Source organism: Gemmobacter lanyuensis (assembly GCF_014652355.1).
GTDB lineage: Bacteria > Pseudomonadota > Alphaproteobacteria > Rhodobacterales > Rhodobacteraceae > Gemmobacter > Gemmobacter lanyuensis.
Window position 1 is genome coordinate 827,733 of record NZ_BMYQ01000001.1, and the last position, 21,225, is coordinate 848,957.

The 21,225-nt window shown below is 64.1% G+C and carries 19 protein-coding genes and 1 tRNA gene; 2 read left to right on the plus strand and 18 right to left on the minus strand.

The features are described from left to right. Nucleotides 1-141 precede the first annotated feature (141 nt). The 11 genes from IE101_RS04020 to coxB form a co-directional block, all read right to left on the minus strand. The gene (locus tag IE101_RS04020) at nt 142-1,536 is read right to left on the minus strand and encodes an FAD-binding oxidoreductase (RefSeq protein ID WP_189632483.1); all 1,395 of its coding nucleotides are present in this window, start codon (nt 1,534-1,536) and stop codon (nt 142-144) included. Nucleotides 1,537-1,587: 51 nt separating this feature from the next. Then, the gene (locus IE101_RS04025) at nt 1,588-1,752 is read right to left on the minus strand and encodes a hypothetical protein (RefSeq protein WP_189632484.1); all 165 of its coding nucleotides are present in this window, start codon (nt 1,750-1,752) and stop codon (nt 1,588-1,590) included. An 88-nt stretch (nt 1,753-1,840) separates the two neighbouring features. After that, the gene (locus tag IE101_RS04030; protein ID WP_189632485.1) at nt 1,841-2,425 is read right to left on the minus strand and encodes a GNAT family N-acetyltransferase; all 585 of its coding nucleotides are present in this window, start codon (nt 2,423-2,425) and stop codon (nt 1,841-1,843) included. After that, on the minus strand, nt 2,425-3,684 hold the full coding sequence (locus IE101_RS04035; RefSeq protein WP_189632486.1) for a M16 family metallopeptidase: 1,260 nt from the start codon (nt 3,682-3,684) through the stop codon (nt 2,425-2,427). The genes IE101_RS04030 and IE101_RS04035 overlap by 1 nt, the downstream gene beginning before the upstream one ends. After that, complete coding sequence (gene thrC, locus IE101_RS04040; RefSeq protein WP_189632487.1) at nt 3,681-5,066, minus strand: threonine synthase; 1,386 nt, start codon at nt 5,064-5,066, stop codon at nt 3,681-3,683. The genes IE101_RS04035 and thrC overlap by 4 nt, the downstream gene beginning before the upstream one ends. Before the next feature lie 8 nt (nt 5,067-5,074). Further along, complete coding sequence (locus tag IE101_RS04045; RefSeq protein WP_189632735.1) at nt 5,075-5,740, minus strand: SURF1 family protein; 666 nt, start codon at nt 5,738-5,740, stop codon at nt 5,075-5,077. 118 nt (nt 5,741-5,858) lie between these two features. Next, nucleotides 5,859-6,662 carry a cytochrome c oxidase subunit 3 gene (locus IE101_RS04050; protein WP_189632488.1) on the minus strand — a complete coding sequence of 268 codons (804 nt, stop codon included), beginning with the start codon at nt 6,660-6,662 and terminating at the stop codon, nt 5,859-5,861. 22 nt (nt 6,663-6,684) lie between these two features. Beyond that, complete coding sequence (locus tag IE101_RS04055; RefSeq protein ID WP_189632489.1) at nt 6,685-7,254, minus strand: cytochrome c oxidase assembly protein; 570 nt, start codon at nt 7,252-7,254, stop codon at nt 6,685-6,687. Further along, entirely contained in the window at nt 7,254-7,451 is a 198-nt protein-coding gene (locus tag IE101_RS04060) for a cytochrome c oxidase system small membrane protein (protein ID WP_189632490.1), read from the minus strand. The genes IE101_RS04055 and IE101_RS04060 overlap by 1 nt, the downstream gene beginning before the upstream one ends. A 1-nt stretch (nt 7,452) precedes the next feature. Then, a complete protein-coding gene (cyoE, locus tag IE101_RS04065; RefSeq protein ID WP_189632491.1) occupies nt 7,453-8,400 on the minus strand; it encodes a heme o synthase in 948 nt (315 codons plus the stop codon). 77 nt (nt 8,401-8,477) lie between these two features. Then, nucleotides 8,478-9,332, minus strand: coding sequence for a cytochrome c oxidase subunit II (gene coxB / locus IE101_RS04070; protein WP_189632492.1), 855 nt, complete (start codon nt 9,330-9,332; stop codon nt 8,478-8,480). Between the two features lie 166 nt (nt 9,333-9,498). On the opposite strand from coxB, the gene tldD reads away from it, so the two are divergent. Beyond that, a complete protein-coding gene (gene tldD, locus IE101_RS04075) occupies nt 9,499-10,920 on the plus strand; it encodes a metalloprotease TldD (protein ID WP_189632493.1) in 1,422 nt (473 codons plus the stop codon). A 163-nt stretch (nt 10,921-11,083) separates the two neighbouring features. On the opposite strand, the gene IE101_RS04080 is transcribed toward tldD, so the two are convergent. The 7 genes from IE101_RS04080 to IE101_RS04110 all read right to left on the minus strand — a co-directional run bounded on the left by IE101_RS04080 (nt 11,084) and on the right by IE101_RS04110 (nt 20,407). After that, nucleotides 11,084-13,411 (minus strand): Tex family protein, encoded by a 2,328-nt coding sequence (locus IE101_RS04080; RefSeq protein ID WP_189632494.1) that lies wholly within the window; start codon nt 13,409-13,411, stop codon nt 11,084-11,086. Nucleotides 13,412-13,576: 165 nt separating this feature from the next. Further along, a complete protein-coding gene (locus IE101_RS04085) occupies nt 13,577-14,515 on the minus strand; it encodes an ABC transporter permease (protein WP_189632495.1) in 939 nt (312 codons plus the stop codon). A gap of 101 nt (nt 14,516-14,616) precedes the next feature. Next, complete coding sequence (locus IE101_RS04090; protein WP_189632496.1) at nt 14,617-15,864, minus strand: ABC transporter permease; 1,248 nt, start codon at nt 15,862-15,864, stop codon at nt 14,617-14,619. Nucleotides 15,865-15,950: 86 nt separating this feature from the next. Further along, complete coding sequence (locus IE101_RS04095; protein ID WP_189632497.1) at nt 15,951-17,027, minus strand: ABC transporter substrate-binding protein; 1,077 nt, start codon at nt 17,025-17,027, stop codon at nt 15,951-15,953. Between the two features lie 111 nt (nt 17,028-17,138). Continuing rightward, nucleotides 17,139-18,242 (minus strand): ABC transporter ATP-binding protein, encoded by a 1,104-nt coding sequence (locus tag IE101_RS04100; protein ID WP_189632498.1) that lies wholly within the window; start codon nt 18,240-18,242, stop codon nt 17,139-17,141. Nucleotides 18,243-18,749: 507 nt separating this feature from the next. Further along, nucleotides 18,750-18,836: transfer RNA gene (locus tag IE101_RS04105), tRNA-Leu, on the minus strand. A gap of 146 nt (nt 18,837-18,982) precedes the next feature. Next, the gene (locus tag IE101_RS04110; RefSeq protein ID WP_189632499.1) at nt 18,983-20,407 is read right to left on the minus strand and encodes a peptidoglycan-binding domain-containing protein; all 1,425 of its coding nucleotides are present in this window, start codon (nt 20,405-20,407) and stop codon (nt 18,983-18,985) included. 84 nt (nt 20,408-20,491) lie between these two features. On the opposite strand from IE101_RS04110, the gene lipB reads away from it, so the two are divergent. Further along, on the plus strand, nt 20,492-21,178 hold the full coding sequence (gene lipB, locus IE101_RS04115) for a lipoyl(octanoyl) transferase LipB (RefSeq protein WP_189632500.1): 687 nt from the start codon (nt 20,492-20,494) through the stop codon (nt 21,176-21,178). The last annotated feature ends 47 nt before the right edge of the window (nt 21,179-21,225 follow it).

A 21,225-nucleotide genomic window follows, 5' to 3' on the forward strand; every position in this document is an offset into this window, starting at 1 on the left:
CTAACGGATTGTTAACCGCGAGTCGCTAGACAGGGTCTTGCCGGGCGACCCACCCGGTGGGCGCTGCTTGCAACATGTGTCCAACACACCCCACCCTCCCCGTCGGATCACCCAATCCGACGGGGTTCTTCTTTCGGTGGGTCAGGCGCGCAGCACCGCGCCGGGGTTCATGATCCCCAAGGGGTCAAGCGCGGCCTTGATCGCCCGCATGGCAGCCAGTTTTGACGGATCGGCGTAGCGTTCCAGATCGGCCACCTTCAATCGCCCGATCCCATGTTCCGCACTGACAGAACCGCCCAGCCGATGCACGATGTCATGGACGCAGGTCTTCACCGCCTCGCGCTGATGATCATGGTCCTTGCGGGTGAAGCCGGGCTGCGGGAAAACGTTGTAATGCAGGTTCCCATCGCCCAGATGGCCGAAACAGTTGATGCGGAAATCCCCGATCCGTGCCAGCGCCGGCCCGGCCTCGGCCAGGAACGCCGGGATCAGCGAGGCAGGCAGCGCAATGTCATGCGATGACACCGCCCCGATCCGCCGATTGGCAAGCGGGATCGATTCGCGCAGCTGCCAGAATTCGGCCCGTTGCGCGGCGGATTGCGCGATCACGCCATCCTGCACCAGATCGCCCGCGGCCTCTGACAGGGTCAGCAGCGCCTCGACCGGGTCAAGCGCGGCAGGCAGGCCAAGGTCAATCAGCACCATCCATTCCGGCGGCGTGGCAAAGGGCTGTCGCACCTGCGGCAGGGTCTCGGACAGAAAGGCAAGGCTCTGGCGGTGGATCAGCTCAAAGGCCGAAACCATGCCCGGCAGTCGTTCTTCCGCCAGAGACAACAGGCGCAGCGCTGCCGCCGGATCGGCCACCGCAAAGAAGGCCGCACCTTCGGCCGCCGGACGCGGGTGCAACTTCAGGCTCGCGGCGGTGATGATGCCAAGACTGCCTTCCGACCCGATCAGCAAATGGCGCAGATCATAGCCGGTGTTGTCTTTCCGCAGCCGCTTCAGCCCATGCAGAACCGATCCGTCGGGCAAAACCGCCTCAAGGCCCAGCACCAGATCGCGGGTATTTCCATAGCGCAGCACATTCACGCCCCCGGCATTGGTGGCAAGCAACCCGCCGATCCGCGCCGACCCCTGCGAGGCCAGCGTCAGCGGAAAGGCCCGCCCCGCCCCTTCGGCCAGCGCCTGCACCTCGGCCAGCACGGCCCCGGCCTCGATCTCCAGCACGTTTTCCTGCGGGTATAGCCCCCGCAGCGCCGTCATGCGTTCCAGCGACAGGATCAGCGGCACAGGCCCTTCGGGCATCAGCTGCCCGCCCACAAGCCCGGTTCCCCCGCCAAGCGGAACAATGCCGACGCGTGCCGCCGCACAGGCGCGCACCAAAAGCGCAACCTCTTCGGTGCTGCGGGGCACGGCCACGGCGCCGCCCTGCCCGGTCCAGCGGCCACGCGGCTCTTCCAGATCGGCGGGGCGGGCATCGCGGAGCAGCGCCTGTGGCAGGGTTGACAGAAAAGCGGGATCGGCGGGGTTCAGCATGACGGTCCTCCTGCCCCCTCACCTAGCGCGGCGCGCAGGCGGGGCAAAGGATCATTCGGCGCGGGTTTCCACCGGCGGCTGGCCCAAATCTTCCAGAAACTGCATTTCCGCGCCCAGCGGTTCGTCATCCACCGCCTGGGGCATCGGATCAAAGAAAAATTGTGCGGCCACAGCCGCAGCCGCGCCCATCAGCGCGGAAATAATATCGAGATACATCTGCCTTGCTCCATGGCCCTCTTGGTGGGGCCCTGCTCATGTATGGGGCAATAGCACGATTCCCGCGCGGGGAAAGCTCACCTTTGTGTCAACCGGCGTCTGTCCGCCCACGGCGGTCTGCACGGAGGTTCGCGTAAAGGACATGGTTCCGCCAGCGGCCCGCGATCTGCAGATAGCTTTGCGCGACGCCTTCGTATTTGAAGCCGGTTTTTTCCAGCACCCCGCGCGACGGCAGGTTTTCCGGCAGGCAGGCGGCCTCAACCCGGCTGAGGTCCAGCGTCAGGAAGGCGTGATGCACCATGGCGAGAATCGCCTCGCGCATATAGCCGCGGCGGGCAAAGGGTTCGCCCACCCAATAGCCCAGCGTCCCCGCCTGCACCGGACCCCGGCGGATATTGTCGAGCGTGATAGCCCCCAGCAGTTGCTGATCCTCGCGCCGGACCATCAGCACCGGCAGGGCCGTGCCCTGCGTTTCGGCCCGCTGCGCCCAGTAGACGCGGTTGGTGAAGGCCCGCCGTGTCAGATGGTCATGCGCCCAGACCGGCTCCCACGGGGCGAGAAAGGCGGCGCTGGCCTCGCGCAGTTCGGCCCAAGCGCGATAGTCGGAATGCTGCGGCAGGCGCAGCGTCATGCGCTCGGTCTCGATCCTGAGCTTACGCCGCAGGCCGAACATCAGGCGTCAAGCCGCTGCCGGATTGCCTCCAGCCCCGGCGCATCGGCCACCGGACCATAGATTGCCAGCGCCGCCTTGGACCGCGCCAGTTCCCCGGCATAACGGCGCACATCGGCGGTGCTGACGGCATCGATCTTGGCAACGGCCTCTTCGACATCCGGCACCCGCCCCCAGATCGCCAGCAGACGTGCATTGCGCTCGGCCCGGCTTGACGGGCTTTCCAGCCCCATCAGCAGACCGGCCTTCAGCTGTGCCCGGGCCCGGTTCACCTCGGCATCCGACATATCCTCGGCGGCGCGGCGCAGTTCATCCAGCGTAAGCTCGGTCAGATCGGCGATCTCATCCTCCGAAGTGCCGGCATAGATGGTGATGCTGCCCGTATCCTCATAGGCGCCCGATTGCGCGAAGATCGAATAGCACAGGCCCCGCTCTTCCCGGATCTTCTGGAACAGACGTGAGGACATGCCGCCCCCCATCGCCGTCGCATAGACCTGCGCGGTATAGACATCGGGGTGGCGATAGCCGGGCGCCTCGAAAGACAGGGCGAAATGCACCTGTTCCAGCGTTTTCACCTCACGCCGTTCACCGCCCCCGAACACGGCCGTTTCCACCGTCGGGGCGCCCACCGGGGCCAGATGCCCAAAAATCTCGGTCGCCTGCGCGACGACCGCGTCATGGTCCACCCCGCCCGCGGCGGACAGGATCATCTGATCCGGGCCGTAGTGTTCCTTCACAAAGCCCACAAGGTCTTCGCGCGTGAAGGCGGCCACACGTTCGGCCGGGCCAAGGATGGTGCGACCGAAGGGCTGATCCGGGTAGCTGACTTCCTGCAGCCAGTCGAAGATGATGTCGTCGGGCGTATCCAGCGCCTGCCCGATTTCCTGCAGGATCACGTGGCGCTCCACCTCGATCTCTTTCGGATCGAAGACCGGATTCAGCACGATGTCAGAAATCACATCCAGCGCCAGCGCCACATCGGCCGACAGCACCCGCGCATAATAGGCGGTCATCTCTTTCGAGGTATAGGCGTTGATATACCCGCCCACATCCTCGATCTCTTCGGCGATCTGCAGGGCCGAGCGGCGCTCGGTTCCCTTGAAGGCCATATGTTCGAGGAAATGGGCAATGCCGTTCTGTTCGGCCCGTTCATGCCGCCCGCCTGCCGTCACCCAGATGCCGACCGAGGCGGATTTCAGCCTCGGCATATCCTCGGTGATGATCCGGAAACCATTGGGCAGCGTGGTGATGCGAAGCGTCAACGCGCGATCCTTTCGCGAACAAGGGCTTGCAAAGCGGCAAGGTCATTGGGAACGCGGGTCACGCGTTCGGGGCGGTCAAAGAGATCGGCCATGCGGGCGGGCAAAGCAGGGCGCTGACCGGTGGCCGCCTCCACCGCATCGGGGAATTTCGCCGGATGGGCGGTGGCCAGCGTGATCATCGGGGCGGCGCCCAGATGTTCCTCGGCCACCTTCACGCCCACGGCGCTGTGGGGGCAGAGAACCTCACCCGTGGCGGCGGCAAAGTTCTGGATCGTGGCGCGCGTCTCATCCTCAGAGCAGCGGCCCGAGGCAAAGGTGGCGCGCAGAATCTCCAGCGCGCCTTGGCTGATGGTGAAGCCCCCGGCCTTGAGTTCCGCCATCAGTTGCGCCACGGCAGCACCATCGCGGCCATAGGCATCAAACAGCGCGCGTTCAAAGTTCGAGGAGACCTGGATATCCATCGACGGACTGATCGAGGGCTTGACCCCGTTTGTCGCATAGGCGCCCGATTTCATCGCCCGGTCCAGAATGTCGTTCTGGTTTGTGGCGATCACCAGCTGCTCGATCGGCAGGCCCATCTGGCGGGCAATGTAACCCGCGAAAATGTCACCGAAATTGCCCGTGGGGACAGTGAAGCTCACCTTCCGCAGCGGTGCGCCAAGGCTGACGGCCGACGAGAAGTAATAGACAACCTGCGCTAGCACGCGCGCCCAGTTGATGCTGTTCACACCGGCCAGACGCACCCCATCGCGGAAGTCGAAGTCGTTGAACATGTCCTTCACGCGGGCTTGGCAATCATCGAAATCGCCATCCATCGCCAGGGCGTGGACATTGCCCTCAGTGGGCGTCGTCATCTGACGGCGCTGAACCTCGGACACCCGGCCATGCGGGAAGAGGATGAACACATCCACATTCGCCAGCCCCTTGAAGGCCTCGATCGCCGCCGATCCGGTATCACCCGAGGTCGCGCCGACAATGGTGATCCGCTCACCCGTCTTGGCGAGGGCCGCCTGCATCATCTGCCCGATGAGCTGCATGGCGAAATCCTTGAAGGCCAGCGTCGGGCCGTGGAACAGCTCCAGCAGGAAATGGTTCGGGCCCAACTGCACCAGCGGCGCGCGGGCGGCATGGCCGAAGCCCGCGTAGGCGCGCGCGATCAGGCCCTTGAACTCCTCGTCCGAAAAGGTGTCGCCCATGAAGGGCTTCATCACGCGGAAGGCAATCTCTTCATAGGGTAGCCCGGCCAGCGCCGCGATCTCATCGGCGGTGAAGGTCGGCACGGCCTGCGGCACATAAAGGCCGCCGTCACGTGCAAGGCCCGTCATCATGGCTTCGCCGAAAGAAAGGACGGGCGCCTGCCCGCGGGTCGAGATGTATTGCATTCCTGCCCTCATGCGTTCCGGCGTCTGATACGCCAGAGATAGAGAACTGTCATCCCCAACCAGACGACAGCCAGCGAAAACCACGTGATCGCATATCCCAGATGATCGTTCGGGATGCCGGAACTGTCCACCGGCAGCGGCTCGATTCCGGCGGCGACGGGCGCCCGTGCCACGATCAGCACCGGCTCGGTCTGCAGCGCGCCGGCCATGGCAGGCAGATCACGCGCGAACCACAGCCCCTTGGCCACGTCGGGTGCGGGTGTGAAGCTGTCGACCTCGGACGGCCAGTGCAGGTTCCCGGTGATGATGGCCGGGCCTTGCGGCATCTGGGCGGCGTCACCTTCCGGCACAAAGCCCGCATCGACCAGAATGCGCCGCCCGCCGGTTTCAAAGACCGCAATGATACGATGCCCCGCCCCGACCATCTTGCGGCTCGACAACACGCGCAGCGCCTCGCCGGTGAAGCGGCCTTCGGCGCTGACGGGCAGATAGAGGTCGCGCGGCGTTTCGGGCGCGGCGGGCAGCGGCACGGGGGCTGCGGCGACGCGGGCATCAATCTCGGCCAGAACCCCCAATTTCCACTGCAGCCGCGCCACCTGCCAGGACCCGAGGCCGATCAGGATGACCACCCCGATCAGGCCAAAGAGCAGCGGTAAGATCATCTTGCGGGTCATCATCGTCCCTTGCGCGGCTTGGGCCATTCGCGGCCCCTGAAACAGGAAAAGCGCGAGCCTTCTACAAGGCCCGCGCTTCCGAGGGAAGGTGCGGCGGTTGCCCGTCGCAATCAGGCGATCAGGCCTGGCCCCAGACGTAGATCGAGGCAAAGAGGAACAGCCAGACCACGTCCACGAAGTGCCAGTACCAGGCAGCGGCTTCAAAGCCCACGTGACGTTCCGGGGTGAAATGGCCACGCAGGGCGCGGACCAGGCAGACGAACAGGAAGATCGTGCCGATGACCACGTGGAAGCCGTGGAAGCCGGTCGCCATGAAGAAGTTTGCGCCATAGATATTGCCGGCAAAGCCGAAAGCGGCGTGGCTATATTCATAGGCCTGCAGGATGGTGAAGAACACGCCGAGAATGATCGCCAGAGCCAGACCATTCACCAGGTCCTTGCGGTTGTTCTCATGCGCGATGGCATGGTGCGCCCAGGTGGCGGCCGCGCCCGAGCAGAGCAGGATCAGCGTGTTGATCAGCGGCAGGTGCCAGGGATCGAAGGTCTGGATGCCTTCGGGCGGGAAGACGCCATCGACCAGCGGCGACATCGGCCCCATCGGATACATGGCGTGCTTGAAGAACGACCAGAACCAGGCGGCGAAGAACATCACCTCCGACATGATGAACATGATCACGCCATAGCGCAGACCGATCACCACCACCGGCGTGTGATCACCGACCTGTGCCTCGGCAACCACATCGGCCCACCAGCCGAACATGACGTAGAGCACCATGGCCAGGCCGATCAGACCCATCCAGGGCCCCGAGCCGTGCATCCACAGCACTGCCCCGAACAGCATGATGAACGCGCCGACCGAGCCGAGGAAGGGCCAGATCGACGGGGGAAGAACGTGGTAATCGTGGTTCTTGGCGTGGGCCATTTCTTGTTCCCTCGTTGACTTATCAGTTGGTTGCGCCGGATGCCGGCACCGCCAGCGCCGCCTGTTTTTCTGGCAGCGGTGTTTCATGGAAGGTGTAGGAGAGGGTGATCTCCTTCACGAACTTGCCCTCGGGATCGTTCACGATCTCGGGGTCGACATAGAAGGTCACAGGCATCACCGCAGTCTCGCCGGGGGCAAGCACCTGTTCGGTAAAGCAGAAACATTCGATCTTGGTGAAATAACCACCGGCCGAATCCGGGGTGACGTTATAGCTGGCCGTGCCGGCGACAGTGCGGTTTGTCGGGTTGTGCGCCTCGTAGAAGGCCAGCCCCGTCTCGCCGATCTTGACGCGCATCGACACCTGCTGCGCCTTGAAGGACCACGGCATCCCCGCTTCTTTCGACGCGTCAAAGCGGATCAGCACCGTCTGATCCAGCACATGATCTGCGCCCTGCGTGGCAACCGCCGTCGTCCCGGCAAAGCCTGTCACCCGGCAGAACCAGTCATAGAAGGGCACGGCGGCAAAGCTGAGCGCGCACATGGTGGCAGCAACGCCCCCCAGCATCATCGCGGTTTTGCGACTGCTCGACATCAGCCGTTCCCCCCTTGGCCTTCCGGCGCGGCGGCGGGCGCATGGGCGGGCATCAGGCCCCGCATCGGATCACCATTCGTGACCTTCACGACCGTCAGGCCGAAGACCAGCGCCACAAAGGCCACCAGAGTCAGGCCCAGCCCCAAATTGCGCCCGAAGCGGCGCTGATGGATTTCATGCTCGGTCCGGATCGTCATGTCACCAGCCCCCAAGGCCATAGGATTTCAGCGCCGCTTCCACGAGGAAGGCGGTGAAATGCAGGAAAAGATAGAGGAGCGAGAATTTGAACACGGCCTTTTCGGTGGCATAGCCATCGGCCTCAGCCGTGATCTCATTCCGGGTCCAGATGCGCCAAGCACCCCAAAGGAAGCCCGCATTCAGCAGCACCGACACCGCAAGGTAAACCGGCCCGCCGATCGATGTGAACCCCGCCGCCAGCGCGAAGGGCACCAGCGCGATGGTATAGGCCAGCACATGGTTGCGCGTCACGCGCTTGCCATGGGTGACGGTCAGCATCGGCACCCCGGCCTTTTCATAGTCACTGTTCATGAACAGGGCCAGCGCCCAGAAATGCGGCGGCGTCCACATGAAGATCAGCAGGAACATCAATACCGCCTCGACCGAGATCGAGCCGGTCGCACAGACCCAGCCGATCATGGGAGGAAACGCCCCTGCCGCGCCGCCGATCACGATGTTCTGCGGCGTCGACCGCTTGAGCCAGATCGAATAGATCACGACGTAGAAAAAGATGGTGAAGGCCAGCAGCGCCCCGGCAAGGATATTTGCCGCCAGCGCCAGCATGATGACCGACAGACCCGACAGGGCAAGACCCAGCCCCAGCGCCTCACCGCGCTGGATGCGGCCGGCGGGGATCGGGCGCCCCTTGGTGCGGCGCATCACCTGATCGATGTCGGCATCCCACCACATATTCAACGCACCCGAGGCACCGCCCCCCAGCGCAATGAACAACACGCACGTAAAGGTCACGAAGGGGTGCACGGAAACCGGCGCGACCAGCAGCCCCACCATGGCCGTGAACACCACCAGCGACATGACGCGCGGCTTGAGCAGCGCCACATAGTCACCAAAGCCCGCCTCGCCGGTCTGGGCCCCGATCACATCGCCATTTGCATGAATGTCGCTCATTTCCGTTCCCTCGGTGGGCCCGGGCGGCCGCTCTTGTCCAGATCGGCCGCCCGCACCTGCCCTTCAGATATCGGCGATCAGTTGCTCGCCGCGACCTGCACCGGCTGGGCCGGAGCGATCGACGACAGTTGCACGTCGCCACCTTTGGCCTTGGCCAGCCATTCGGCATATTTGGCCTCGGACACGACCTTGACGGTGATCGGCATATAAGCGTGATCCTTGCCGCAAAGTTCCGAGCATTGACCGAAGAACACGCCTTCCGTTTCCGCCTTGAACCACAGCTGCGCCAGACGACCGGGGACGGCGTCCTGCTTCACGCCGAAGGCCGGGATGGTCCAGGAGTGGATCACGTCGGCACCGGTGACTTGCATCACGACCGTCTTGCCAACCGGAACAACCACGGCGGTGTCGGTGGCCAGCAGATAATCGCTGTCATCATAGCCGTACTGGGCCAGCTGGTCGCGCTCGAGCTTGAAGCTGTCAAAAGCCACGTCCTCGCCCACATATTCATAGCCCCAGTACCACTGGTAGCCCGTCACCTTGATGGTGAGGTCGGCTTCCGGGATCTCTTGCTGCTTGAACAGCACCGGCAGCGAGAAGGCGCCGATGAAGACCAGGATCACGATCGGGACCAGTGTCCATGCGATCTCGATCGGGGTGTTGTGGGTGAAGGTCGCCGGCTTCGGATTGGCGCGGCGGTTGAAGCGCACAAAGCTGTAGATCATCAGCGCCGTCACGAACAGCACGATCGCCGTGATGATGTACAGCAGCATGTGGTCGAGGCCCTGCAGCTCACGCGCAAGTTCAGTCGCCGCCGGCTGGAAGCCGTAAACGCCATCCTTGGGCTTGCCGATGACCGGCAGATCCTGAGCAAGCGCCGGAGCTGCCGCCATCCCCAAAACGAGCCCGGAAAGGGTCTTGATGAATCGCATGTCTCTCATCCCGTTCGTGTGCGGCTTGTTGTCCGCCATTCGACCATGCCCGAGTTGCGGGCAGAATCCCGTTGTTTCTTCTGCCGTTGAAAACATATTAGGCAGGCTACGACAAGCAAAACCGTGCGACAATCCGCCGCCATTTGATCGAGATCAAGGACGTTTCATGACTGACACAGCCTTCCGCCCGTTCGACAATCTTCTGGATGAGGGCAAGGCGCTGGCCACCCTGCGACAGGCTGTCGCAGGCGCGGATGACGGCGAACTGTTCCTCGAACGCCGCCGGTCAGAGGCGCTTGTGCTCGACGACGGTCGCGTGAAAACAGCCTCTTATGACGCCTCCGAAGGCTTCGGCATGCGCGCGGTGCGGGGCGAGGTCGCCGGATATGCCCATTCGACCGAGATTTCGGAACAGGCGCTCCGCCGCGCCGCGGAAACCGCCCGCCTTGCCGTGGGGGATGGCGGCGGCACCCTCGCCGAAGCCCCGCGCGGCACCAACACGCGCCTTTACAGCGACGCGGACCCGATGCTGGACGCAAGCTTTGCCGGCAAGATCGACGCCCTGCGCGAGATTGACGCCTTCACCCGCGCGCTCGACCCCCGCGTGGTCCAGGTCTCCGCGACGATCAGCGCGGGGCTGCAAGAGATTGAAATCCTGCGCCCCGAAGGCCTGCGCCTGCGCGATGTCCGCCCGATGGCCCGCCTCAATATCTCGGTCATCGTCGAACAGAACGGACGGCGGGAAAGCGGGGGCCACGGCGGCGGCGGTCGCTTTGGCCTGCGGACCCTTCTCGACCCCGCACATTGGCAGGACACGGCGCGTGAGGCGCTGCGCGTGGCGCTGGTGAACCTCGACGCCGTCCCCGCCCCCGCCGGCATGATGGACATCGTCCTTGGCCCCGGCTGGCCCGGGATCCTGCTCCATGAGGCCATCGGCCATGGGCTCGAGGGCGATTTCAACCGCAAAGGCACTTCGGCCTTCGCGGGCCTGATGGGCCAGCGCATCGCCGCCCCCGGCGTCACCGTACTGGACGACGGCACCCTGCCCGATCGCCGCGGCTCGATCAGCGTGGATGACGAGGGCACCCCCTCGAACCGCACCGTGCTGATCGAGGATGGCATCCTCGTGGGCTATATGCAGGATCGCCAGAATGCACGGCTCATGGGCACCGAAAGCACCGGGAACGGACGGCGCGAAAGCTTTGCCCATATTCCGATGCCGCGCATGACCAATACCTATATGCTCGCCGGTACCGAAGACCCCGCCGCCATGGTCGCGGACCTCAGGGACGGCATCTACGCCGTGGGCTTCGGCGGCGGTCAGGTCGACATCACCAACGGGAAATTCGTCTTCAGCTGCACCGAGGCCTATCGCGTCCAGAACGGCAAGATCGGTGCCCCGGTCAAAGGCGCAACATTGATCGGCGATGGCGCCACCGCACTGCGCAACATTCGCGCCATCGGCAACGACCTGCGGCTCGATCCCGGCATCGGAAACTGCGGCAAGGCCGGACAATGGGTACCAGTGGGCGTGGGGCAGCCGTCATTGCTGATCGGCGGCCTCACCGTCGGTGGGTCAGCAACCTGAAAAGGCGGGGGCTGTCTGCCCCCGCGGCCCCTGATGGGGCCTTCCCCCGAGGATATTTTCAGACAGAAAATGAGGGCAGATCACCTTTCTTGAATTTTCTGTCCTCAAATATCCTCGGGGGTGAATGAGCCGCAGGCTCAGAGGGGGCGGAAAGCCCCCCCTCTTATTTGCCGAACTTGCCTCGCAGCGCGTCGGCGAAGGCATTGCCGCTGTTGGACGATTGCGGCGAAGCCGAGCGGGGAGCCGCGCCTTGTTTTCCCGGGCGAGGTGGTTGTGCTCCGCGCTCTGCGGAGCGGTCGCGTGCGGCCTCGCGTGCATCGGCGCTGTCTTTCCGCATCGTCAGGCCGATGCGCTTGCGCGGGGCATCCACCTCGACCACGCGGACCTTCACGACGTCACCCGCCTTCACCACCTCATGAGGGTCTTTCACGAACCGGTCGGCAAGCTGGCTCACATGGATGAGCCCGTCCTGATGCACACCGATATCGACGAAGGCGCCGAAAGCCGCAACATTGGTGACGGTGCCTTCCAGCATCATGCCGACCTTCAGGTCCTTGATGTCTTCCACCCCCTCGGCAAAGGTCGCGGTGCGGAAGCTCGGGCGCGGGTCGCGGCCGGGTTTTTCGAGTTCCGCCAGAATGTCCTGCACCGTCGGCAGGCCGAAGCGGTCGTCGATGAAATCGCGCGGGTTCAGCCGTTTCAGGGCGGCGCTGTCGCCCATCAGGCTGCGGATGTCGCGTCCGCAGGCCGCGACGATCTTGCGCGCGACATCGTAGGCTTCGGGATGAACCGATGAGGCGTCGAGCGGTTCTTTCCCGCCGGTGATCCGCAGGAAACCCGCCGCCTGTTCGAAGGCCTTGGGCCCCAAGCGCGCAACCTTCAGAAGCTCGCGCCGGGTCTGGAAGGGGCCGTTGGCGTCGCGGTGGCTGACGATGGCCTCGGCCAAGCTGGGGCCGACGCCCGACACGCGGGCCAGAAGCGGGGCGGAGGCCGTGTTCAGGTCCACCCCAACGGCGTTCACCGCGTCTTCCACCACCGCTTCAAGGCTGCGGCCCAGGCGATGCTGATCGACATCATGCTGATACTGGCCCACACCGATCGACTTCGGTTCAATCTTCACCAGTTCCGCCAGCGGGTCCTGCAGGCGGCGCGCGATGGAGACGGCGCCGCGCAGGCTGACATCCAGCTGCGGGAATTCCTTGGCCGCCAGTTCAGAGGCCGAGTAGACCGAAGCACCGGCCTCGCTCACCACCACCTTCACCGGCTTTTCGCCGGGCAGATGCGCCAGAAGATCGGCCACCATCTTTTCCGTCTCACGGCTGGCGGTGCCATTGCCGATGGCGATCAGCTTCACGCCATGTTTGGCGATCAGCTGGGCCAGGGCCACCTGTGCACCGCGCAGGTCGTTCTTGGGCTGGAAGGGGTAGACGGTATCGGTGGCCAAAACCTTGCCCGTCGCATCCACCACCGCGACCTTCACGCCTGTCCGGATGCCCGGATCAAGGCCCATCGTCGCCTTGCCGCCTGCGGGCGCGGCCAGCAGCAGGTCCTTCAGGTTCCGGGCAAAGACATGGATGGCTTCGGCCTCGGCGCGGTCGCGCAGCTCTGCCATCAGATCGAGGGTGAGCGAGGTCTTGAGCTTCACCCGCCAGGCCCAGCTTGCGGCCTCGCGCAGCCATTGGTCGCCAGGGGTGGCGCCAGCGGCTTGCAGGGCCGCGCCACACATCCGCTCGGCCGGGGACTGGCCGCGGGGGGCATCGGCATCGACCTCCAGATCAAGTGTCAGGATCCCCTCATTCCGCCCGCGCAGCATGGCCAGAACGCGGTGCGACGGGGCCTTTTCCCAGCCCTCGCGATGGGCGAAATAGTCCGAGAATTTCGCGCCGTCAGTCTCTTTCCCCGCCACCACGGCCGCCACGATTTGCCCAACCTGCTTCATATGGGCGCGCAGCCGACCCAGCAGATCGGCGTTCTCGGCCAGACTTTCGGCGACGATGTCACGCGCGCCCTCAAGCGCCGCCTTCACATCCGGAACCGCCTCATTCAGGAAACCGGCGGCGAGCACGGCCGGATCAGCGCAGCGGTCAGCGAGAATGCCTTCCGCCAGCGAGCCAAGGCCGTTTTCCCGCGCAATCATCGCCCGGGTCCGGCGCTTGGGCTTGTAGGGCAGATAGATGTCTTCCAGCGTGGCCTTGGTATCCGCCTTGGCAATGGCTGCCGCCAGATCATCGGTCATCTTCCCCTGCTCGGTGATCGAGCTGAAGATCGCCGCGCGCCGGGCTTCCATTTCGCGCAGGTAGGTCAGCCGATCGGCCAGCGTGCGAAGCTGCGTATCATCGAGGCCGCCCGTCACCTCTTTGCGATAGCGCGCGACGAAGGGCACCGTGGCCCCGCCATCCAGAAGTTCGATCGCAGCGGCCACCTGCTGGGCCTGCGCACCGATCTCACGCGCGATGACAAGGGGAATGCGGCGAACTGCATCTTGAATCATGGGGCTTCCGTTCGAAAGAGAGGACCGCGACCATACCCCCCCTGCCCCGGAACGCAAGAGCGCCGCAGGCGCCCGCACGGGCCACAGGCCCGTGCCCCCCGGTCTGGCATGAAAACGGGGGCCGCGAGGCCCCCGTTTGCAGGTCAGACATTCCCGAAGAGGGGATCACTGCGGCGTCACACCGCGGATCCGCTCCGACCGGCGGCGCAGCAGTTCGACTGTCGCCAGCAAGAGGATCGAGATGATCACGAGGATCGTCGCCACCGACAGGATCGCCGGGCTGATCGATTCCCGGATGCCGTTCCACATCTGGCGCGGAATGGTCTGCTGTTCGGGGCCGGCGATGAAAAGCACGGCCACGACTTCGTCGAACGAGGTCACGAAGGCAAACAGCGCACCCGACACCACACCCGGCAGGATCAGCGGCAGCATGATCTTGAAGAACGTGCGCTGCGGCGAGGCGCCAAGGCTGGCGGCGGCGCGGCTCAGCGACTGGTCAAAGCCGATCAGCGTGGCCGTCACGGTGATGATCACGAAGGGAATCCCCAGCGTCGCGTGGGCCAGCACCACCCCGGTATAGGTCGAGGTCAGACGGCCGCACTCCATCCCGATCACCGAGCAGGGGTTCGAGTAGAAGAAGAACAGGCCGGTGGCGATGATGATGATCGGCACGATCATGGGCGAAATCAGAACCGCCATGATGACGCGACGATAGGGCATTTCGTTGCGGGCCAGACCCAGGGCAGCCAGCGTGCCCAGCACGGTGGCCACGATGGTCGACCAGAACCCGATGACGACCGAGTTCTTGGCGGCCTTCACCCAATGGGCATTGGCCCAGGCATCGGCCCACCAGCTGCTGTCGCGCGGCACGTCAGGCGCGGCCATCCCGAAGGTCAGCAGCAGATCATACCAGCGCAACGAATACCCTTCGGGATCGAGCGTCAGCATCTTCTGCGTGAAGGTGAAATAGGGCTCTGCGTTGAAGCTGAGCGGGATGACGATCAGGATGGGGGCAATCAGGAACAGGAAGATCGCCACACAGATCGCGTGATAGGTGTAATACCAGATGCGCTCAAGCGGATCGGCATAGACGGGAAGGGCCATCTGGGTCTCCTTCTTCCGGATTGCCGGGGGACGCATCCCCCGGGCAGGCCGGAAAGTTCAAGGGGATTGGAAGGATCGGGCGGAAGGGAGGCGCGAACGCCTCAGCCCAGCTTCAGCTTGTCGATGCCGACGAGGCGGTCATAGAGCCAGTAGAGCAGCAGCACCCCGACCAGCAGCATCCCCGAGAGGGCAGCCGCCAGAGACCAGTTCGACTTCGACATGTGGAACTGGATCAGGTTCGAGATCAGCTGGCCATCCGCGCCCCCAACCAGCGCCGGCGTGATGTAGTAGCCGACGGCAAGGATGAACACGAGCAGCGCACCGGCGCCCATCCCCGGCAGGGTCTGCGGCAGATAGATGCGACGGAAGGTGGTCCAGCTGGTCGCGCCAAGGCTGCGGGCCGCACGGGCATAGCTCGGCTTGATCGTGCGCATGACCGAATAGAGCGGCAGCACCATGAAGGGCAGCAGGATATGTGTCATGACGATGATTGTGCCGGTCTGGTTATAGATCATCGCAATCCGGCCATCGTCTCCGATCAGGCCCAGAGACACGAGGACGTTGTTCACAACCCCCTGCCCCTGCAACAGCACGATCCATGACGTCGTCCGCACCAGAAGCGATGTCCAGAAGGGCAAGAGCACCAGGATCATCAGCAGGTTCGATTTCGACATCGGCAGCGTGGCAAGCAGGTGGGCGATCGGGAACGCCAGCAGCAGGCAGACGAACGTGATCACGCCAGACAGGATGAAGGTCTTGGCAAAGAGCCAGATGTAGATCCGCTGGTTTTCCGGCACCATCACGACGCTGCCATCGCTGTCGCGCTTGCGGTCGGTGGCGATCAGGTAGAAGTCCGAGGTCCAGGGAGAGGCGGAGGAGCGCATGGCCCCCCACAGCTCGGCTTTGCCCCATTCGGCATCCAGCGCAATCATCGCCTCTTTGTAGGGCGGCTGAAGCGACTCGGATTTGCGGGCCGCCGAGGTGAACAGCGAACGCGTACCCGGCAGGGTGTAGTTGATGCGGGTACCCGCCTCGCCCACGGTCTTGTCCTTCTTCATCTGGACAAGATCGGCCACCAGTGCGGCATAGGCCGCCTCATCGGGCACGGTGCCTTCGGGATTGGCCGAAAACCATTGGGACAGGTTCGGCGCGGCTTTCGAGAAGCCGTCATGATAGACGGACCGCTGGAGCATCTGGCCGATGGGCAGGATGAAGGTCACCACCACAAAAAGCAGCAGCGGGGCGACAAGCAGAAAGGCCTTGCGGCGGGCCCGCGCTTGTGCGGCGGCCAGGGCAGCCTTCAGCGGGCGCCCGTCTGCAGTGGTCAGGGACGAGGAAATATCGGTCATCGTCAGTCCTTGTAAAAGGCTGAGGCGCGGTCAGGCAGGACAAGGGGAAACGGGCCGGAGTGATCAGACTCCGGCCCGGAGTGCCATCAGTTGGCAGCGAGCCAGGCGTTGAAACGCTCGTTCAGCTCTGCGTCGTGGTCAACCCAGAAGTCTGCCGAGGTCAGCAGAGCATTCTTCATGTTGTCCGGCGAGGTCGGCAGGTGCGGCGCCATGACGGTCTTGCCGTCCTTGAAGATCAGCTCTTCCTTCATGGCCGACTTGCGCGACGGACCATAGGAGATGTGCTGGGCCTGACCGCGCAGACCTTCGGTCGAGGTGGCGAATTGGATGAACTGCATCGCCGTGTCTTTGTTTGGCGCGCCCTTCGGCACGACATACATTTCGTTTTCGTAGATCTGGCCATCCCACACGATCTGGAAGGGTTTGCCTTCGTTGATCGCCGCCGCGAAGATACGGCCATTGTAGGCGGTGGTCATGGCAACTTCGCCGTCAGCCAGCAGCTGCGGGGCCTGCGCACCAGCTTCCCACCAGATCACGTCCTTCTTGATGGTGTCGAGCTTGGCGAAGGCACGATCCAGACCTTCCGGGGTCGAGAGCAGGTCATAGACCTCGGCAGCCGGGACGCCGTCACCCATCAGGGCCAGTTCCAGAACGGCTTTGGCGCCCTTGCGAAGGCCGCGCTTGCCGGGGAATTTCTCCAGATCGAAGAAATCGGCCGCGGTGGTCGGGCCTTCCGGGAATTTGGAGCTGTCATAGGCGAAGACGTTGGCCCAGACGTCGGTCGAGACGCCGCATTCGGTCACGGCGCCGGGCAGGAAGTCGTCGGCGGCGGGGGTGCCGTCGGCGCCGGCGGGCAGCGCGGCTGCGTCGATCGGCTCCAGCAGGCCTTCGTCGCAGAGGCGGATCGCGTCGGCATATTCAACCGAAGCCACGTCGATGGTCACGTTGCCGGCTTCCACCTGGCTCTTGATCACCGGGGCCGGATTGTCAGCGTCGGTCATCACGGTGTTGATGCCGGTCTTGGCGATGAAGGGCTTGACGTGACCTTCGGTCTGCGCCTCGCCATAGGCACCACCCCAGGACATGACGGTCAGGGTGGTTTCCGCCGAAGCGGCGAAAGCCACGACCGTCATCGCGGTGGTGAGGGCAAGAATTTTCTTCATTCTGGGTGCTCCCGGTTGCTGGTTCGATTTTGGTTCGATTAATGGACGTATTTTGGCCGCGTCCTTGCGGCAACCCGACGCGACCCGGGAAGGGCCGCGCCAGGAATTCTATCACATCGGGTCGAGCGCGCGCGCGTCCTGCGGGTGCCAGCCGACATTGATGTGCTGGCCGGGCGACAGCTTGGTCTGCCCCAGGGTGTTACGCATCTTCATCACGAAATCATCGCTGCCCGCCACACGCAGAACGACGCGCAGGATATCGCCCATGTAGATGACCTCGAGCACGGTGGCGTCGATGGTGTGGGCACCGGCGGGCATCATCTCGGGTTTGAATTCAACGCGTTCGGGGCGGATCGACACAAGGGTCTTTTGCCCCTTCTGCGTCACGTTCACCGGGGTCGCGTCGATCAGCTCGCCGGTGGCCAGACGCACCAGCGCCTTGTCACCCGACAGCTCCTCGATGATACCCGGCAGCTTGTTGTTCTCACCGATGAACTGCGCGACAAAGCTGTTGTCGGGGCGTTCGTAGAGATCGGCCGGCGGTGCGAGCTGCTGGATCTTGCCATCGTTGAACACGGCCACACGATCCGACATCGTCAGGGCTTCACCCTGATCATGCGTCACGTAAACTACGGTGATGCCCAGCGTTTCATGCAGGTGCTTGATTTCGAACTGCATGTGTTCGCGCAGCTGCTTGTCCAGCGCACCCAGCGGTTCGTCCATGAGGACAAGCGCCGGATCGAACACCAGCGCACGCGCAAGGGCGATCCGCTGCTGCTGGCCGCCCGAAAGCTGCGCCGGGCGGCGGTTGATGAAGCTGCCCATCTGAACCATGTCCAGTGCGCGTTTGATCTTGGCTTCACGCTCGGACTTGCCCATGCCCCGCACTTCCAGCGGGAAGGCGAGGTTTTCGCCGACCGTCATGTGCGGGAACAGAGCGTAGTTCTGGAAAACCATCCCGATGCCACGCTTGTGCGGCGGCACGAGGTTGATGTTCCGGCCATCAAGGCGGATCTCGCCGTGGGTGGCCGTCTCGAACCCTGCCAGCATCATCAGGCAGGTGGTCTTGCCGGAACCCGACGGCCCAAGCATCGTCAGGAATTCACCCTTGGCAATGTTGAGGTTGAGGTCCTTCACAACGAGGGACACCCCGTCGTAGCTTTTCTGAACGTGATCGAAAACGACAAAATTGTCGTTGCGGGCTGCTGTCGTCACCCCGGTCTCCCCGTGTTACGGCAGGTGTTCCTGCACTTGTCTTGATCCGACTTAAGCGGATGCTCCGGCCCTTTGCAACGGCCATGTGATGCCCTTCATATTCGTTGCGTCCGCGACGACTGATAGGAAATAAAACGACATAGAAACGCCCCATAGCGGCGATTTCGCGACATGCCCACCGTTTCACGACGAATGCGTCACGAAAGACGACAGCCAAAGAATCAGGCAGCGGCACCGAATCCTCCCCGACACCGCCTGGCCAGCGCCCAAAATGATAGCGCCAACATGGAGCGGCGATCATTTTGCAGGCAAATCAGTGGTATGCCAAAGCCACCGCCCCCACGAAGCCCGGAGGTTGTATCCCGGCCTGCCCCGTCCCGGCCCCGCCGGATTGTCGCAATTTGCAACTGATCGGTCGGAGGCCGGATAGACGGCACCGAAACTGCAGAGCGCAAAAGCAAAACGCCGCGACCCGAAGGCGCGGCGTTTTTTGCTTCCCCGAAGGGATGGTGCGGTTGAAAGGACTCGAACCTTCACGGGTGTTACCCCACAGCGACCTCAACGCTGCGCGTCTACCAATTCCGCCACAACCGCATGTTCTGGCTTGGTGAGAGGGTGTTTAACGAAGGCCCGAACCGATGAAAAGGGGATTCTGGGCCTTCGCGCAAAAAATTTGTTCCGGTAGCCCGCCGCCGAACCGGTAAGAAAACGACACCGATCCGGCGACAAGTGACCAAAGGTCAGTTGCCCAGCATCAATCGGGGCAAGGCCGTCAGGGCCGATACGGCCTGGCCTGCCACGGCAGGGTTCATCGCCGGGGCTTCGGCAGCCACAGCCGCAGGCGCGGCGGCCGCAGGCGCGGCCTCGACCACCACCTCCGGCGCGGCAGGGGCCAGAACCGGCAAGGCCGAAGGCGCAGCCTCGCTGCGACCGTTGATGACAAAGACGGCCTTGCGGACCAGATCAGCCTGACCGGGCGTTGCCCCCGGAAGGCCCGAAACGGCCCCCTGCCCCTGTTCGAACCAGCCAAGCGCCAGGTCCGGGCGCCGCGTGGCCCCGATACCATCGGCCAGGTGATGCCCGGGCAGCGCGGCATAACCCGTCTCTCCCAGCGCGGTCAGCACCAGCGCAGACCCCAGCGCCACATCCATGTCATCGGTTGCATAGCCCACGCCGAGGCAGATCTTCGCAGTACCCGAGAGCTGCGCCGGGGACATGCCGCTGCCAGCGATGAACTGCTGCACCCCGGCCAGCACGTCCGGCGCAGGGCGAAGCGACACGGCCGAGACATGTTCCTTCAGCACCGGACCAAAGGCCTTGCACTGTTCAGCGACCTGCGTCGGCGTCACGCCGGGCACGGCGCGGGCCATTTCCTCCCCCTGCTGGATCGCGGCGGCGCGCGACAGGCAGAATTGCTCTGACAGCGCCTGCGCCGGATCCGGCATCGCAGCGAGGGTGGCATAGCCGCCATTGGCATTGGTCTTCAGCGCGACCGTATTGCAATGCGAACTGAGCGAAACGAGCGCCCCCCCGAAGGACGGCAACGCCGTCGGCGCCGCCGGGGCAGCCGGAGCAGGTTCGGCCACAAGTGCAGGCAGCGCCGCGCCAGCCGCCGCTGCGGGGGCCGCAGCCCCCGAGGTCGAGGCCGCAGCCTGCCCCGGCACCCCTGCCATTTCATCGCGCTGCGCCAGAAGCAGCGCCCGCATCCCCATTGGACTATTGCCAACGATCTGCATCACCGCAGGGCCACCCGCCACCGCGCGATGATAGGCCGTCACAAGGATCGTGCGTTCATAATCCGTCAGCTGCCCCGAGGGCGGATAGCCCAGCGTCGCCTGATAAGAGGAAATGGCCGATCGCGACTTCGGCCCCAGCGCCCCGTCCGGCGTGCCCACATCATACCCGAAATGGTTGAGCGCGGTTTGCACCTCGCGGTTCTGTTCGCGCTGCGCGGCGGAAATGCCGCTGGTTTTGCGCGGTGCGGATTGTTGCTGCTGGGTCGTGGCCTTGCGGCGCTGCTGGTCCTTGGCAATCGCATGGCCGATCAGCCCACCGACAATGGCTCCCGCGATGGCATCACCGGCATCGGCACGCACGGGGGCGGCGGGGGTAAATGCAAGCGCGGCCGACAGCGCGCAGGATGTTGCGACGGTCATGGCTTTCATGGCACGACTCCTGAAAAGGCGTTGAAAAATCCTGTCCAGCCTAGCATGACAGGGCCTGAATGCGAGAAAATAAAGGGGATCGTGATGGTCGAATGGGTGCATCTGGACGGGCACAGCCCCTATGCCGAAACACTGGCCGCGATGGAGGCCCGCGCCGCCGCCATCGCCGCAGGCACCGCCGATGAGGCGATCTGGCTGCTGGAACACCCGCCACTTTATACGGCAGGCACCTCGGCCCGCATCGAAGATCTGGTGGAGCCTGACCGCTTTCCCGTTTTCGCCGTCGGGCGTGGTGGGCAATATACCTATCACGGCCCCGGCCAGCGCATCATCTATGTCATGCTCGACGTGAAGCGCCGGGGCGGCGATGTGCGCTGTTTTGTCCGCAAGCTGGAAAAATGGGTCATCGCCGCGCTGGCCGAATTCAACGTGACCGGCGAAATCCGCGACGGGCGTGTCGGCGTCTGGGTGCAGCGCCCCGACAAGCCTCGCCTGCCCGACGGCAGCCTGACCGAGGACAAGATCGCCGCCATCGGGATCAAGATCCGCAAATGGGTCAGCTTTCATGGGATTTCCATCAATGTGGAACCCGATCTGTCGCATTTTTCCGGCATCGTGCCCTGCGGCATCCGCGACCACGGTGTCACCAGCCTGGTCGATCTGGGCCTGCCGGTCACGATGGCCGATCTGGACGCAGCCCTGATGGCGACTTTCGACCGCGTCTGGGAAGAACCGGCCTCCTGTGCGGTTTCCGCCGATCCGGCTGCTTGACATAAATCAAGCATGGCAGCGACAGCCTGTCTCATTGTCTAATAGCC